The sequence below is a fragment of the Croceibacter atlanticus HTCC2559 genome, from assembly GCF_000196315.1.
GTDB lineage: Bacteria > Bacteroidota > Bacteroidia > Flavobacteriales > Flavobacteriaceae > Croceibacter > Croceibacter atlanticus.
Genome location: NC_014230.1, coordinates 2,156,805 through 2,173,956, shown reverse-complemented (window position 1 = coordinate 2,173,956; position 17,152 = coordinate 2,156,805). Strand labels below are relative to the sequence as shown.

Sequence of the window (17,152 nt, the reverse complement as noted above, 5' to 3'; positions counted from 1 at the left end):
ACCTTTTGATCACTCATTCAGCTTTAAGCTGCAACACTTCAACTTGAACTTACGTCTTTAGGAAAACTATTAACCAATTCATTATGAAGTTTCTATATCTCCTAATATTTGTTTGTCCTCTATTTCTTTCTTGTAAACATAAAACCGAAAATAAGTCTCAAGACCCAGAACCAACATATAATGACCTAGAAAGCGGCCTTTTGCCTGCTGTAATTGTTGGAGATTCTATTCTCCAAAACCATACTATTAGTGAAGCTATGGAAACGTATAATGTTCCTGGCGTGAGCTTAGCCTTGTTTAAAGATGGAGACATTGTATGGACTAGTCAATATGGTACTATAGCTAAAGACTCTGCACAGCCTATTACTAGTACAACTAAGTTTCAAGCAGCCTCAATTAGTAAGGCAATTACGGCTTTAGGCGTTTTAAAATTAGTAGAGACGTATAACTTAGATCTGGATACAGATATTAATACCTATTTAAAATCTTGGAAGGCTGAGAGTGAATTTACCGAATCTAAAAAAGTTACAATAAGACAACTTTTAAACCATACATCTGGCGCCACTGTGCAAGGTTTTCACGGTTATAGTAACGTTGGTATTACGCCAAGCTTGTTAGATATTGTAAACGGTAAAGGAAACTCTGCAAAAGTAGAAATTAGTACAGTTCCTGGAACGCAATTTAGTTATTCTGGTGGTGGTTATGCTATCTTGCAAATGCTGGTGCAAGATGTTACTGGTAATGATTTTGAATCCTATTTTCAAGAAGTTGTTTTTAGTCCACTTAAGATGACGCACAGTACGTTTAATCAATTTCCTAAAGACAATATCGCATTAGGTCATGATGATTCTGGTAAAATGCATCCTGAAGGGCATTTAATTTTTCCAGAACTCTCGGCAGCTGGATTGTGGACAACTCCAACCGATTTGGCTAAATTTAGTATTGCTATTGCAAACAGTTATAAAGGCAAACCTAATTCGTTTATTTCTCAAGATTTAGCAACGCAAATGTTAACGGTCACTAAAGTTTGGGGATTAGGTGTTGGCGTTCGTGGTGAAGGCGATACTGCATTCTTTTTTCACGCAGGCGGCAATCCAGGTTCTTATAAATCTATACTAATAAATCATTACAATAAAAATACGGGCATAGCAGTAATGACAAATGCTAAACAAGGAAACACTTTAAATGATGATATACTCCGATCGTTTTCAGCGTTGTTTGAAAACAGCGTTTTCGAGCCGACTTACATAACTCCATATGAACTTAGTGAAAAGGAGACAGATGCACTTGTAGGTAAGTATCAACTAGAAGAAGAGGATAACTATTTTCTAGATGTATACAGTACAGACTCAAACAGAATTGTCTTATATGATTTAAATGATGGTATGAAAGTTACTTTTGTACCAGTCTCAAAAACTGAATTTATAGATGTTGATAACGGCGGAAAATCTTCTTTTACTATAGATTCTATCACAAATAAAGTCGTTAAGATGAACTATGGTGAAGGATATGTCTTTAAAAAAGTAGATGAATAAAAATTCAAAAAGAATTTAAAATAAGTACTAGTTTACTTTTTGATTTTCTTCAATCTTAAGCTGAAGTCTTTCTTTCAAAAAAAGAATCCTTCTACCCTAACAATAATTACTTATCCTTTTAATCTTCATGAATTGAATTTTAATTTTTAGCTTTATAGATGGTTTGTTAATCAAGCAGCTATATTCTAAAGATTGAAATAGTTGTTTACTATTAATTATAGAAACAATATGAAATTTAAACTTTTACTACTTGCAATAGTTTTCGCCAATTCAATTTTTGCACAATCTAATCTAAATGAAAAACGATTAGATAAAACCTTAAAATCCTTACAGGTAGCTACGCAGACTGTTGGATTTTCTGTCGCAATAGTTCAAGGAGATAAGGTAATCTACGCAAAGGGATTTGGATATAAAGACCTTGAAAACAAACTAAAAGTAGATGAACATACGCTTTTTCCTATTGGCTCTACATCCAAAGCATTTACTACAGCATTATTAGGAATCATGGAAGATGAAAAGGATTTAAAGTTTACAGACAGTCCTAAAAAGTATCTCCCAGAATTAGAGTTTTACAATACAGATCTAAATAATAACATCACGATTAAAGATATGGTTAGCCATAGAACAGGCTTACCACGACACGATTTATCTTGGTATTTATTTCCTACAGAAAGTAAGGATAGTCTTTTAGCACGCGTAAAGCATCACAAACCTTTTACAGAGATAAGAACACAGTGGTATTACAACAACTTTATGTACCTAGCACAAGGTTTAATTACAGAAAAACTTACTGGTAAAAGCTGGGAAGACAACATACGCGAACGTTTTTTTAAGCCATTACAAATGCAAACGTCTAACTTAACTATTAAAGAATTAGAGGCGTCTGCAAATGTTTCAAAAGGATATGTTCTTGAAAAATTTTCAACATCTAAACTAACGCCTTATTACAACATTGCTGCAATTAGTCCAGCTGGCAGTATAAACAGTAGCGCTAGTGAAATGGCCAATTGGATTAAAATTTGGCTAAATGATGGTAAGTTTAACAATACACAGGTCTTACCAAAAAACTATGTAAAAAAAGCCATTAACCCTTTAATACTAGTAGGTAATGGCATTGTAGAAGATAAGTTCCCAGATCAACATTTAAACAGTTATGGCTACGCGTGGTTTGTCTCTTCTTACAAAGGCCATTATAGGTTAGAACATGGTGGTAATATAGACGGTTTTAGTGCTAATGTATCCTTCTTTCCTACAGATAATTTCGGTATTGTTGTACTTGCAAATCAAGATGGTTCTGCATTACCTACACTGGTTAGAAATGCCATTTCAGATGAATTACTAAACCTTGAAAAAACAGATTGGGTAACTTACTATAATGAGAAAATAAGTGACCTTAAAAAGCAGCAACAAGAAGAGTCTAATAAGAAAGAAGAGCAAGCTACTAATGTTTCAACGCCATCACATAGTATTGAAGCTTATACAGGTACGTATAACAATAAGGGTTATGGAACTATAACTGTTGAAGTTAAAAACGATTCCCTTTGGGCTAAATTTACTAGAGAAAAAGCCTATCTCAACCACACGCATTACGATATATTTAAGCCTCACTTAGTAAAAGGAAATACTATAAATATGGAAGATGATTTAGGGTTTAATTTCAATTTTAAAACAAATGACTTAGGAGATATCGACGGTGTTCATTTAAAGCTAGAGCCCACATTAGAGCCACTCTTTTTTAGTAGAAGCCCATCAGAAATCATAATTAAAGACGGTAAATTAAAAACATTTGTTGGGAGTTATATACTTTCAGGTTCAGAATTAAAAGTAACTTTAGAAGACGGAACCTTAAAACTCAATGTTCCTCAGCAACCCTTATATACGTTAACACCTGTGTCTCAAAACGAATTTATAATTAAAGGGTTATCTGGTTATAAAGCAGAGTTTAATGAAGACCGTCTAATACTACACCAACCAAATGGCACATTTACCGCAGTTAAAAAATAGTAGAGTGTTTATGAGATTCGTTTTTTATTCATTAGTCGTATTACTCGTTTTTTCTTGTAAGAAAGCTAAAGAGCCAAATACTATATATGATATTGTTATTGAAGGTGCTCGCGTTATAGATCCAGAAACACAAACAGATAGCGTCTTAAATGTTGCAATACAAAATGATAAGATAGCTATACTTACAACTGAAAGCTTAAAAGGTAAAAAGGTTATTGATGGTCGTGACAAAATCTTGTCGCCTGGCTTTATAGATTTACACGCACACGGTCAAACAAACCTCGAAAATGAATATCAAGTTTTTGATGGTGTTACCACAGCTTTAGAATTAGAAATTGGTATTGATACCTTAAAGCAATATTACCAAGCAAGAACCGGAAACGCATTGCTAAATTTTGGAGCTTCTGCTTGCCAATTGGCGTATAGAAATAAGGTTATCGTCAAAGATGATAGAGTTTACAACACTATTTATGAGGAGTTAAACGACTCCGCTGTTAATGTAGCACTTACCGAAGATAAGTTTTCAAGGTTAAGAGAAAAACTTAAAGATGCATTAAATTATGGTGCTATTGGTATTGGTGTTCCTGTTGGTTACTTGCCTAATGCATCAATAAAAGAGATTGAAGACGTCTATGCCTTTGCAGGTACGCATAATATTCCTGTTTTCTCACACATACGTGAAGGTGGCGCTATAGCGTTTCAACAAGCAATTAGCGATGCTATTTTAAACAAAACGCAACTACATCTCTGTCATTTACCAAGTATGGCTCGAAAGGATATCGCTTTCTGTTTAGATGCTGTTGAAAAAGCTCAAGCTCTTGGTTTTCCCATTTCAACAGAATTATATCCATACACTGCTGGAAATACTGAAATAGGATCCGCAATTTTTAATGAAGGTTGGCAAGAGCGATTAGGATGCACCTACCAAGACTTACAATGGGTTGAAACTGGCGAACGATTAACACCCGAAACATTTAAAACTTATAGAAAAAAAGGTGGATCTGTAATTGTACATATGATGAAAGAAAAATGGGTAGATAGTGCAATGGCTTCTAAAACAACAATGATTGCTAGTGATGGTGGCTCATATTCTCCATTAGGACATCCAAGATCTTCAGGAACATTCTGTAAAACAATACATACTTATGTAAAAGAAAAACAGCTTATCACAATTAATAATGCTATTGAAAAAATGACACTAATGCCGGCCAAGGTATTGGAAGGTATTGTTCCAGATATGAAATTAAGAGGCAGAACACAACCAGGAAGCTACGCAGACCTACTGCTTTTTAATTTAGATGATATTAAAGATAATGCCACATATACAAAAGGATTTCAGAAATCTTCTGGAATGGATTATGTGATTGTAAATGGTAAGATTCTTATTGAACATGGTGAGTTACAAGTTAATTTATTTCCTGGAAAAGCTATAAAAAGTCAACTCAACTTATGAAATCTGCAACAGTTATCGGAAGTGGTATTATTGGATTAACAACAGCTCTTAAATTACAAGAAGCTGGCTATGCGGTTACAATTGTTGCAAAGGAAATATTTTCTGATACCCTTTCGTCTAAAGTTGGTGCAATATGGTTTCCTTTTCAAATTGAACCATTACATAAAGCACACCAATGGGCAGCACTCTCCTATTCTGAATATGAAAAGGATCAAACTAATGATAACGGCGTGTCTTTTATACCATTTACAACAGTTTACAATACGCAATCTAATACCAATTGGATATCTGTATTGCCTAGCGGAAGTGTGAGAATTGCGAAAAGCGATGAGCTTTTAAATGAAATGACACAAGCTCATATTAGTACAGTACCATTAGTTGAACCATTACACTACTTACCTTACCTTTTTAACCGTTTTAAGTCGAATAACGGCACATTTATAAAACAACAGATTTATACGCTAGAAGAAGCTTCAAACTTAAATAATTTTGTTATTAACTGTAGTGGTTTAGGTGCAAGAGAGTTATGTAACGATAACGACCTTAAGCCAATGCGTGGACAAATATTAAGATGTGCTCCTATTAACTTACCATCTTATGCAGACTCGACCACTAAAGGTGCGTTAACCTATCTTATTAATAGAACTAATGATTGTATTATTGGTGGTACAGATTACGAAAACGATTGGAATCTAAAAGTAGACCCAACAGATACCGAACTAATTTTAAATAGATTTTCTAAATTTAACTCAACTAAAAATCAACCTGAGATCTTAGAGGAAGTTGTAGGTTTACGACCAAAAAGGCCATCTGTAAGGTTTGAGTTGGATAAAACTTACCAAAACATCTTCCACAATTACGGGCACGGTGGCGCAGGATTTACAGTTGCTTGGGGATGCGCTACTGAGCTTGTTAAATTACAATGCTCTTAGCATTGTCTCACTTTTTCGTACAGTTTCAATAAATTCTAATTCTGGATTGCTCTCTGCAGTAATTCCGCCACCAACATAAATTGTCACTGTATCATTTAACATTGAGAGGCATCTTAAATTCACAAAAAGTTTGGTAGATAATCGTTGCTTTCTATACGCTAAATTTTCTGTGTTATTCTTATTAATATCTCCGCTATTTATTTCTCCTAAAAATCCAGTGTAAAACGACCTATCGTAAGATTCCTTTTCAGTAATATAAGAATACGCTAAGTCTTTAGGATAACCACAAACTGCAGGTGTTGGATGTAAGCTGGACAATATTGCACTAAGCTTTGTATTAGGTTTTAAGAAGCCCTCTAAATTAGTTTTTAAATGTAAGATGTTACCAGCTTTTACTGTTTCTACTTCAGAAATGGATATTGATCTTGCATATGGTGAAAGCGCTTTCTTAATAGTAGTAGTTACTATTTCCTGTTCATCTATTTCCTTTGTTCCCCAATCTTCTAAGAGCTTATCATCAGTTTTAGTACCTGCTAAAGCAACTGTTTTAAAATGCTGTCCATTTAACTGGAAAAGGGTTTCTGGAGTAGCACCAAGCCACAAGCCTACTTTAGGGTGATACCAGATATATGTAAAAGCAGAAGGATATAACTGAAGTAATTCTTCAAATAACACTAAAGCAGACTTCTCAGTTGAGCACCTAATTGGTCTGGATAACACAACTTTACTTAAGTCTGTTTGTTTTATTGTTTCAACAGCCTCACTTACTAATTTTATATGTGCTCCTTTTGCTTTATTATCTTCTAATGTCCTAACATCAGACGCTTTGCTAAACGATTGTGAAAATGAAAATGGAGTTTCTAAAACCTCGCAGTGTTCAGTCTTAAATAAAATAGTGGTATCCTCAAGGTTAAAAGGTGCAAAGACAAAACCATCTTCAGAAAAATCTGCTGTTGGCAGTAATGTATCATTAAGCTGAAAGTAACTTTTTATTGTAGGACTATCTGGAAGATTAAAAAGTGTGAACGGCAATTTATTGTTCAGCTGCTTATTTGCTTTTTCTATGAGAGATTTAAACTGTGTCATTAATTTTTAGGCAGAGCTATTGTGGTAAGTTTAACTACTGATATTAAATTATCCTCAACATCTTTAATCTTGATATCCCAAAGCTGTGTTGTGCGCCCTTTATGAACTACTGTAGCGTAAGCAAAGACCTCACCTTCTCGAATACTCTTTACGTGGTTTGCCGAAATCTCGATACCTCTTATATAATACTTCTCTGCATCTAGAAATAACATACTTGCTGCACTACCAACACTCTCTGCCAAGGCCACCATTGCACCACCGTGAAGAACGCCATCTGGTTGATGAACCTTAGGAGTAACTGGCATTTTAGCTACCAATACATCATCTCCTACATCAATAAACTCAATGTCTAGAGTTTCCATCATAGTATTCTTGCAAATTTCTTTACATCTACTTAATACCTCTTCTTTAGAATATTTCATTTCGTTTGGTTTACTTTGTAAAGATACAATCTATAGCTATGAATTCTAAGGAAAAGCAAATCAAGTATGAGAGTAGCAACTCCTATTCTACCCTAAATAAACTAACAGAAGACACTAAACATATCTGGCTAGTTTTTCACGGTATGGGTTACTTAAGCAGATATTTTATAAGAGAGTTTGAAGAATTTGATGCTAAGGACCATTATTTTATAGCTCCACAAGCTCCAAGTAAATACTATCAAAGTAAAGATTTTAGAAGAGTTGGCGCTTCTTGGCTAACTAAAGAAAATACTGTAGTAGAAACTGAAAACGTGCTTACGTATGTTAATGCTATTTATAAAGCTGAAATAAAACCTATTTTAGAGAAACACAATCATGTAAAATTTCATGTGTTAGGGTTTTCTCAAGGCGTTTCCATAGCAAGTAGATTTGTAGCTAAATACAGCATATCATGTGATAATCTTGTTTTACATTCTGGAGGTATTCCAAAAGAATTAGAACCCTTAGACTTTAAAACATTTAAAGGCAAAGCTTGGCTTCTTTACGGTAACGAAGATGAATGGTTAACAGATGAAAAATTAGAATATGAAAAAGGAAGAGCTTTAATTCTATTTAGTGAAAGGCTTACAACCTTGGAGTTTCAAGGAGCACACAAGCTTAACACAGAAGCTTTAAACAAAATTATTTTTAATACAACAGCATAAAAAAAAGCCACATAATCTATGTAATAAGATAAAGTGGCTTTAATCAGTTTAAAATATTAAATGCTATAATTTCTTAGCATTTTTAACCTTTTGCTTAGTAAGAGCAACGTCTAATACTTGAGACATGTCTGTCACATAATGAAACGTCAATCCTTTTAAGTACTCTTCTTTTATTTCTTTTATATCTCTACGATTGTCTTCACATAAAACAATTTCCTTGATCCTTGCGCGTTTTGCAGCTAAGATCTTTTCTTTAATTCCGCCAACTGGCAATACTTTTCCTCTAAGAGTTATTTCACCAGTCATAGCCACGCTCTTTTTAACTTTGCGTTGCGTAAACAGAGAGACTAAAGACGTTAACATTGTTATACCAGCACTTGGGCCATCTTTAGGTGTTGCTCCTTCTGGCACGTGAATATGAACGTTATATTTTTCGAAAATAGTTGGTATAATGCCAAATTCTTCAGCGTGTGCTTTAATGTACTCCATAGCTATGGTTGCACTCTCTTTCATAACTTTACCAAGGTTACCAGTAATGTTTAAGTTACCTTTACCTTTAGAAAGTATAGACTCTATAAAGAGAATATCGCCACCTACTCTAGTCCACGCTAAACCTGTAACAACTCCTGCAACATCATTATTCTCATATTTATCACGCTCTAATTTAGGAGAACCTAAGACTTCAACTACATCATCATTTGTGATTTTTACACTATAGTCTTCTTCCATAGCGATATTCTTGGCAGCGTATCTTACCATTTTGGCAATTTGCTTTTCAAGACTTCTTACACCACTTTCGCGAGTATAACCTTCAACTATTTTTTCAAGTTGTGGCTTTGCTATCTTAAGGTGATCTTTGGTAAGACCGTGTTCTTCTAACTGCTTAGGTAATAAATGCTTTTTACCTATTTCAACCTTTTCTTCAATAGTATAACCCGTAACATTTATAATTTCCATACGGTCACGTAAAGCTGGTTGTATAGTATTTAAACTGTTACACGTTGCTATAAACATAACCTTAGAAAGGTCAAACCCCATTTCTAAGAAGTTGTCATGAAATTCATTATTTTGTTCTGGATCTAAAACCTCTAGCAACGCAGAAGAAGGATCGCCTTGGTTTCCTGTTCCTATTTTATCTATTTCATCTAAGACAAATACAGGGTTACTAGTTCCTGCCTTTTTAAGACTCTGTATAATCCTACCTGGCATTGCACCAATGTAGGTTTTTCTGTGGCCTCTTATTTCAGCTTCATCTCTTAAACCACCTAATGAAATTCTTACATATTCTCTTCCTAAAGCTTCGGCTACACTCTTTCCTAAAGATGTTTTACCAACGCCTGGAGGACCATATAAACATAAGATTGGCGATTTCATATCGTTACGCAGTTTTAAAACCGCTAGATATTCAATAATTCGTTTTTTAACATCTTCTAAACCGTAGTGATCACGGTCTAGAATTTTCATTGCACGCTTTAAGTCGAATTTGTCTTTGCTAAACTCATTCCAAGGTAAGTCCAAGAATAAATCTAAATAATTACGTTGTATAGAATACTCAGAAACCTGAGGATTCATACGTTGTAATTTAGAAATCTCTTTTTTAAAGTGTTTAGCTACATCTTCTCCCCAAGATTTTTTCTTGGCACGTTGTTTCATCTCCTCTACTTCATCCTCATGAGAAACGCCACCTAACTCTTCCTGAATAGTTTTCATTTGTTGGTGTAGGAAATACTCGCGCTGTTGTTGGCTCATATCACTCTGCACCTTACTCTGTATGTCATTTTTAAGCTCGAGCTTTTGCTGCTCAACGTTCATAAACTTCAATGTAGCTAAAGCACGCTCTTTTAAATCATTTGTAGCTAGCAATTTTTGCTTGTCTGCAACAGAAAGATTCATGTTAGACGACACAAAGTTTATTAAAAACGAAGGGCTTTCAATATTAGAAATAGCAAACGAAGCTTCACTAGGGATATTAGGACTTTGCTTTATAATCTTAAGTGCTAATTCTTTAATAGAATCTACAATAGCAGAAAACTCTTCATTTTCCTTTTCAGGTCTAGCTTCTGGAACTTCCTTAATAGTTGCTTGTAAATAAGGATCTTCAGTTATAACCTCATCTATCTCAAAACGCTTTTTACCTTGTATAATTACAGTAGTATTACCATCTGGCATTTTTAAAACCCTAAGGATTCTGGCAACTACACCAAGTGTATTTATGTCTTTTCCAGTTGGGTTCTCTACCTCTTCACTTTTTTGAGATACAACACCAACTACCTTGCTACCATTATTAGCATCTTGTATTAGCTTGATAGATTTATCGCGTCCTGCAGTAATAGGAATTACTACACCAGGAAATAACACCGTATTTCTAAGCGGTAAAATTGGTAAGGTCTCAGGTAATTTTTCTTTATTAATTTCTTCTTCATCTTCAGGCGTCATTAATGGAATTAACTCGGCATCTTGTTCTAAATCCTGCAATGACAAACTGTCAATATCTGTAAACTTTGTTCTGCTCATAGTATATGTTTCGCCATAATGTCACAAAATTGTGCACGTAGCGTTTAATTTTTGACTCATTAATTTGAAAAGTCATGCTTTTCAAGTAGTTATACTTAATAAGTCAATTGCTATGCCATTTGTAATTTTTCAAGCTTTCATCTCAGCAAACCATAATTTTATAAACAACAAAAGTTTTATTGGTTCTTACTTGAAATGAAATTGTATTACTGTGAATTGTTTTAGAAACCCTGATGCATTTTCATTAAATTTATGACCTATACTATTTTCAAATATGACATTTTGTCGTGTAAATATTGAATATTTATGCCATTTTAGCAGTGTATTTAAATGGTATACCAATTGCTTATCTAGCTATAAAACTTAAGAAGATGAATTTTAATAATTATACTATAAAATCACAGGAGGCCATACAGCAAGCGCAACAGCTTGCTCAGGAAATGGGCCATCAACAAATAGAAAATGAACACATTTTTAAAGCTATAGCTACTGTAGATGAAAATGTGACTCCATTTTTATTGAAAAAACTAAATATTAATGTACCACTATTCACTCAAATTTTAGATAAAGAAATCGAAAGTTTCCCTAAAGTAAGTGGTGGCGACATTATGTTATCTAGAGAAGCAGGAAAAGCTGTAAATGAAGCTTCTAGTATCGCAAAAAAAATGAATGATGAGTATGTTTCAATAGAACATCTCATATTAGCCATTTTTAAATCTAACAGTAAAATTGCACAAATATTAAAAGATCAAGGTACTACAGAAAAAGGATTAAAATTAGCTATTGAAGAATTGAGACAAGGCGACAGAGTAACTTCGCAAAGTGCAGAAGACACTTATAACTCTTTAAGCAAATATGCTATCAATCTTAATGAACGTGCAGAGACTGGAAAATTAGATCCGGTTATAGGACGCGATGAAGAGATTAGACGTGTGCTGCAAATACTTTCTAGAAGAACTAAAAACAATCCTATGTTGGTTGGTGAACCTGGTGTTGGTAAAACAGCTATTGCAGAAGGCTTAGCTCATAGGATTATTGCTGGTGATATTCCAGACAACCTTAAAGACAAACAAATTTTCTCTTTAGATATGGGCGCATTAATTGCAGGTGCCAAATTTAAAGGAGAATTTGAAGAACGCTTAAAGGCTGTTGTTAAAGAAGTAACCTCAAGTGACGGAAACATTGTTTTGTTTATAGATGAAATTCACACGCTAGTTGGTGCCGGTGGCGGCCAAGGCGCAATGGATGCGGCAAACATTTTAAAGCCAGCATTAGCAAGAGGAGAACTAAGAGCGATTGGTGCAACAACTTTAGACGAGTATCAAAAGTATTTTGAGAAAGACAAAGCTTTAGAACGTCGTTTTCAAAAGGTAATTGTAGATGAACCAGATACAGAAAGCGCAATTTCAATACTAAGAGGTATTAAGGAAAAGTACGAGACACACCATAAAGTAAGAATTATGGATGAAGCTATAATAGCTGCTGTGGAATTATCTGAACGCTACATTACTAGTAGATTCTTACCAGATAAAGCTATTGATTTAATGGATGAAGCTGCATCTAAACTAAGGATGGAGATTAACTCTAAACCTGAAGAGTTAGATGTTTTGGATCGTAAAGTTATGCAGCTGGAAATTGAGATTGAAGCTATTAAGCGTGAAAAAGATGAAGTTAAGTTAAAATCTTTACGATCAGATTTAGCAAACCTTAAGGAAGAACGTAATGAATTACATGCGCAGTGGAAAAATGAAAAGGATGTTGTAGACAATATACAACAGGCCAAACAAGATATTGAGCAGTTTAAGCTTGAAGCTGAACGCGCTGAGCGAGAAGGCGATTACGGTAAAGTTGCAGAGATACGTTATGGTAAAATTAAAGAAGCTCAAGAACGCTTAGAGAAACTTCAGCAAAACGTTGAAGCTCAAAAATCTGGAAAATCTCTCATACAAGAGGAAGTTACAAGCGAAGACATTGCAGAAGTTGTTGCTAAATGGACAGGTGTTCCGGTAACCAAAATGTTACAAAGTGACCGTGAAAAGCTGTTGCGTTTAGAAGATGAATTACACAAACGAGTAGTAGGACAACAAGAAGCTATAGTTGCTGTAAGCGACGCTGTAAGACGTAGCCGCGCAGGTTTACAAGACCAGAAAAAGCCAATAGGAAGTTTTTTATTCTTAGGTACCACTGGTGTTGGTAAAACTGAGCTTGCTAAAGCTCTAGCCGAATACCTTTTTGATGATGAAAGCGCGATGACACGTATAGATATGAGTGAGTACCAAGAACGTCACGCAGTAAGTAGACTTGTTGGTGCGCCTCCAGGATATGTGGGTTATGACGAAGGTGGACAGCTTACTGAAGCTGTTAGACGTAAGCCATACTCTGTTGTCCTGTTAGATGAAATTGAAAAAGCGCACCCAGATACTTTTAATATCTTATTACAGGTTTTAGATGAAGGTAGGCTTACAGATAATAAAGGTCGAATTGCAGACTTTAAAAACACCATTATCATTATGACAAGTAATATGGGAAGTGGTATTATTGAAGAGAAGTTTAATGCGGTTAAAGATATTCCTACTGCTATTGAAGCTGCAAGAACTGAAGTTTTAGGTTTACTTAAACAAACCGTAAGGCCAGAGTTTATTAACCGTATAGACGATATCGTAATGTTTACGCCTTTAAATCAGGATAACATTAAAGAGATTGTAAGCTTGCAGTTGCGACAGGTTACTAAAATGCTAGGTAAACAGAATATTACGCTAGATGCTACTGAAGAAGCAATAAGCCTGTTAGCAAAACAAGGATTTGATCCTCAATTTGGTGCAAGACCAGTTAAGCGTACAATTCAAAAAGAGGTGCTTAACGAGTTGTCTAAACAAATCTTATCTGGAAAGGTAACTACAGATAGTATTATTCTTATAGATGCGTTTGATGATGAACTTGTATTTAGAAACCAAAGTGATCTGGTTGAAGATCTATAAGATTGTATCAATTAAATTTAAAAAGCCTTTCAGAGAAATTCTGAAAGGCTTTTTTTATATCTAAGACCAATTACTTTTTCTTTTGCTCACGGTCTTTTTGTTCTTGCTTATCTTGATGATCTAAGTTCTTACGCTTTTCATCCATATCACGTTGTTTGTCGTGATCTTTATTAGGGTTCTTTTTATCAGTCATAAACACTTCTTTTTTTACTATTAAGGTTCAACTAAATTATTTAGAATTCTCATTAAAGGTTTTAAGTCCTTCTGCCAACCAAGCTTCAAATTCTGTCCCATTTGGTGTATATCCTACTGGTTTATTAAGTAAATTTAAATCACCATCTAACAACACATAGTAAGGTTGTGAGTTGTTTTTGAAGTTAAGTGTTTGAAAGGTAGCCCATTTATTTCCGATAGTTTTAATTGTCTTTAAGCTTCCATTTGGTTTAATGTATTTAAACTGCTCTGAAGCTTCCAATTCTTTATCATCATCAACATATAAGGAAATTAAGATATAATCATTTTTAATATGATCATATACTTGAGGAATACTCCAAACTTGCTCTTCCATCTTTCGACAGTTTACACAAGCCCAACCTGTAAAATCTAACAATATTGGTTTGTTAGTAATGCGTGCCTGAGCAAGGCCTTCTTCAAAATCTTTAAAAGCTTCTAAACCTAAAGGACCTTCTGTTTCTTTATTATAAATACTATAAAACAATGGTGGTGGAAAACCACTTAACAGTTTAAGATTAGCATATGCCGTATTGGTTAATCCAGGCAATAAGTACATTGCAAAAAGCAATGTTAATATTCCTAATCCTATTCTTGTTTTATGAGGCCTTTTCTTAGGACCATCGTGAGGAAAGCGAATAATACCAAATAAATACAATGCTAAACCAATAGCAACTATTATCCAGATTCCTATAAATATTTCTCGTTTTAAGATACCCCAATGTTGAACAAGATCTGCGTTAGACAAGAATTTAAATGCCAATGCCACCTCAATAAAACCTAGTACAACTTTTACGGTATTAAGCCATCCACCACTTTTTGGTAATGAGTTTAGCCAATTTGGGAATAATGCAAAAAGCGCAAACGGTAACGCTAAAGCTAAACCAAAGCCACCCATTCCAAATGTAAGTTGCATTGCTCCACCATCACTTGTTAAAGAACCGCCTAAGAGAGATCCTAATATTGGTCCTGTACAAGAAAACGATACTATAGCTAAGGTTAAGGCCATAAAGAAAATACCTATGATACCACCAACACTATTAGCCTTATCGTCCATTTTTGCACTCCAAGACTGCGGCAGTGTTAATTCAAAATAGCCAAAGAATGATAGTGCAAATACTATAAATATGATAAAGAATATAACGTTGAGCGTTACATTGGTTGAAATATTGTTGAGTATCTCTGGATCTAATGAATCTAATAAGTGAAATGGTATACTTAGCAATAAGTAGATGACAAAAATAAATAAGCCATAAAGTATTGCGTTAGTTAAACCTTGTTTTCTATTTTTTGCACCTTTTGTAAAGAATGATACGGTTAATGGTATCATTGGAAATACACAAGGTGTTAACAATGCTATTAAACCGCCTATAAAACCTAAAAAGAAAATGGTAAGGTTACTACTTTCTTCTGTGTCTTCTGCTTCATAGTTTTCAAATCCTTTTACATCTATATCTAATGCTTCAGACTTGGCGATATCTTCTGGAGAAACGTTGCCTATTGGTGTATTAGCTTTACTGCCATCTAAGGTTATAACAAAAGGCACAGATTGTGGCGCAAGGCAACGCTCGTCATCACAAACCATAAAAAACACCTCAGCCTCAACAGCAATAGGTGAGTTGATAAATTTAATATCTTGAGTAAATGTCACCTCATCTTCAAAATATTTAATATCCATTTCGAAGACTGGATCAAATAACTCTTTTCCTTCAGGTTCTTTAGTTGAATATAGAACTTCAAAGTTTCCGTCTGCGTTGGGAAAACTAAATTCAGTAGGGATTGGTCCGCCAGCTTCTACCTCGTTTTGTGAATACAAATGCCAGCCTTCATCTATGATAGCTTTTATACTTACCTCATAAATATCTCCTTTTTTAGAAATAGAGGTACTCCACTCTACAGGTTCAAAAATTTCTGTGTTTCCAAATTGTGCCTGAGTAGACACAGATACTAAGAAAAATAAAAATAGAAGGCCGTTCTTTAAAAATGCCATACAATTTGAGTTATTTGTTTTGTTAGTTTTGTTATTCTGAAGCGGTGATCTATACGGTGACCAATCACCCAAACAATACGATTGTTACTAGTTAATACGTAGGAATTTTCCTTTTGTGGCAAAGATAACTTTTCGTCTTTAAAGAAGTCGCTAAGCTTCTTTTTTCCTTTCATACCAAATGGCTGAAAATTATCTCCTGCTTGCCAACGTCTAATGGTTAACGGATATTGCAACGCATCTGCATCAACATAGGCAATATGTTTTTTAAGTTTAGCTAAGGCTTCAACCTTATTAAACTCTAAAGTACCTAAAGGAAATGACACCATTTTAGCTTCAGCTTCAACGGTAACAGTTTCTGAATGTAATGCTTCATTCACAGAAAGCAATAACGCATTTTGGTGTTTAATTAACCTATGTGTTTCAGAAAAGATTTGCTTGCCAGACTGTGCGTCTTTAAGTGCGTACACACTACTCCAATCTTTAAATTTAAATGCTTTTAAAAGTTGGTATAGAATTGCATCGTGGTTTTCAAAATCATTAAGCTTAGTCAAAGAAATAGAAAAACCTTTATCTGTATGTGTTACCAGAGTTTTAAATAACACATTGGTATAATCTTCTATCAGTTTTGAGGACTGCTGTAAATGATGTTGTGTGCGCTTAAAATTGTCTAGAAATACAGGGTTTAAATCTTCAAGTTTTGGAATTATATGATGTCTTATCGAGTTTCTCAAATATTTATCTGATGCATTGCTAGCATCTTCTCTCCAAATAATTTTTTCAGCTAAAGCATAGGTATGTATCTCTTCTCTTGAAAACGGTAATAAGGGTCTAATTATAGTGTTGTTAACCTTTGGTATTCCAGAAAGACCGTCTAAACCAGTACCTCTTGTAAGGTTGATAATAAATGTTTCTACATCATCATTTAAATGATGCGCTGTTAAAACATAATTATAATCAAATTCTTTAATTACTTCGTCAAACCATTGGTAACGTAGTTCTCTTGCAGCAATTTGAATGGATACCTTAATATCCGCAGCGTATGATTCTGTATTAAAATGCTCTACGTGACAAGTAATTTGCAATCTGTCTGCCTCTTCCTTAACCAATAGTGTATCTGCATCGCTTTCTTTGCCTCGCAAATTAAAATTACAGTGTGCGATAGCTATATTTAAACCTGAAGCTTTACAGAGATGTAATAACACCATACTATCTAAACCACCGCTTACAGCCAAAAGTAATTTATTGGAGTTAAGTTTGGGAAACGTAGTATTTATATGAGATTTAAAGGCTTGTAACACGTTTG

At 34.4% G+C, this 17,152-nt stretch carries 12 protein-coding genes; 6 read left to right on the top strand and 6 right to left on the bottom strand.

The features are described from left to right. Positions 1 to 83: 83 nt before the first annotated feature. The 4 genes from CA2559_RS09835 (at position 84) to CA2559_RS09820 (ending at position 5,924) form a co-directional block, all read left to right on the top strand. The gene (locus CA2559_RS09835; protein WP_013187729.1) at positions 84 to 1,535 is read left to right on the top strand and encodes a serine hydrolase domain-containing protein; all 1,452 of its coding nucleotides are present in this window, start codon (positions 84 to 86) and stop codon (positions 1,533 to 1,535) included. Positions 1,536 to 1,763: 228 nt separating this feature from the next. After that, entirely contained in the window at positions 1,764 to 3,539 is a 1,776-nt protein-coding gene (locus tag CA2559_RS09830) for a serine hydrolase (protein ID WP_013187728.1), read from the top strand. Between the two features lie 10 nt (positions 3,540 to 3,549). Then, positions 3,550 to 4,992: an amidohydrolase family protein gene (locus CA2559_RS09825; RefSeq protein ID WP_148232800.1), complete on the top strand. Its 1,443-nt coding sequence runs from the start codon at positions 3,550 to 3,552 to the stop codon at positions 4,990 to 4,992. Next, a complete protein-coding gene (locus tag CA2559_RS09820; protein ID WP_013187726.1) occupies positions 4,989 to 5,924 on the top strand; it encodes an FAD-dependent oxidoreductase in 936 nt (311 codons plus the stop codon). Before CA2559_RS09825 ends, CA2559_RS09820 begins: the two co-directional genes overlap by 4 nt. Here CA2559_RS09820 and CA2559_RS09815 read toward each other — a convergent pair. Beyond that, entirely contained in the window at positions 5,910 to 7,010 is a 1,101-nt protein-coding gene (locus tag CA2559_RS09815; RefSeq protein ID WP_013187725.1) for a chorismate-binding protein, read from the bottom strand. The genes CA2559_RS09820 and CA2559_RS09815 overlap by 15 nt on opposite strands. Continuing rightward, entirely contained in the window at positions 7,010 to 7,432 is a 423-nt protein-coding gene (locus CA2559_RS09810) for a PaaI family thioesterase (RefSeq protein WP_013187724.1), read from the bottom strand. Before CA2559_RS09810 ends, CA2559_RS09815 begins: the two co-directional genes overlap by 1 nt. A gap of 38 nt (positions 7,433 to 7,470) precedes the next feature. Between CA2559_RS09810 and CA2559_RS09805 the strand changes: the two genes are divergently transcribed. After that, the gene (locus tag CA2559_RS09805; protein ID WP_013187723.1) at positions 7,471 to 8,136 is read left to right on the top strand and encodes an alpha/beta hydrolase; all 666 of its coding nucleotides are present in this window, start codon (positions 7,471 to 7,473) and stop codon (positions 8,134 to 8,136) included. A 63-nt stretch (positions 8,137 to 8,199) separates the two neighbouring features. Here the strand turns inward: CA2559_RS09805 and lon are convergent, their stop codons facing one another. Further along, the gene (gene lon, locus CA2559_RS09800; protein ID WP_013187722.1) at positions 8,200 to 10,650 is read right to left on the bottom strand and encodes an endopeptidase La; all 2,451 of its coding nucleotides are present in this window, start codon (positions 10,648 to 10,650) and stop codon (positions 8,200 to 8,202) included. A 371-nt stretch (positions 10,651 to 11,021) separates the two neighbouring features. Here lon and clpB point away from each other — a divergent pair, with 371 nt between their 5' ends. After that, positions 11,022 to 13,628, top strand: a complete 2,607-nt coding sequence (gene clpB / locus CA2559_RS09795; protein WP_041241185.1) for an ATP-dependent chaperone ClpB — start codon at positions 11,022 to 11,024, stop codon at positions 13,626 to 13,628. Between the two features lie 70 nt (positions 13,629 to 13,698). Here clpB and CA2559_RS13975 read toward each other — a convergent pair whose 3' ends face one another. Genes CA2559_RS13975 through tilS form a run of 3 tightly spaced genes read right to left on the bottom strand, consistent with a single transcriptional unit; the run spans position 13,699 to position 17,147 of the window. Further along, positions 13,699 to 13,821 carry a hypothetical protein gene (locus CA2559_RS13975; RefSeq protein ID WP_013187720.1) on the bottom strand — a complete coding sequence of 41 codons (123 nt, stop codon included), beginning with the start codon at positions 13,819 to 13,821 and terminating at the stop codon, positions 13,699 to 13,701. Between the two features lie 36 nt (positions 13,822 to 13,857). Further along, on the bottom strand, positions 13,858 to 15,849 hold the full coding sequence (locus tag CA2559_RS09790; RefSeq protein ID WP_013187719.1) for a protein-disulfide reductase DsbD family protein: 1,992 nt from the start codon (positions 15,847 to 15,849) through the stop codon (positions 13,858 to 13,860). After that, positions 15,837 to 17,147: a tRNA lysidine(34) synthetase TilS gene (tilS, locus tag CA2559_RS09785; RefSeq protein WP_013187718.1), complete on the bottom strand. Its 1,311-nt coding sequence runs from the start codon at positions 17,145 to 17,147 to the stop codon at positions 15,837 to 15,839. The genes CA2559_RS09790 and tilS overlap by 13 nt, the downstream gene beginning before the upstream one ends. Positions 17,148 to 17,152 lie beyond the last annotated feature (5 nt).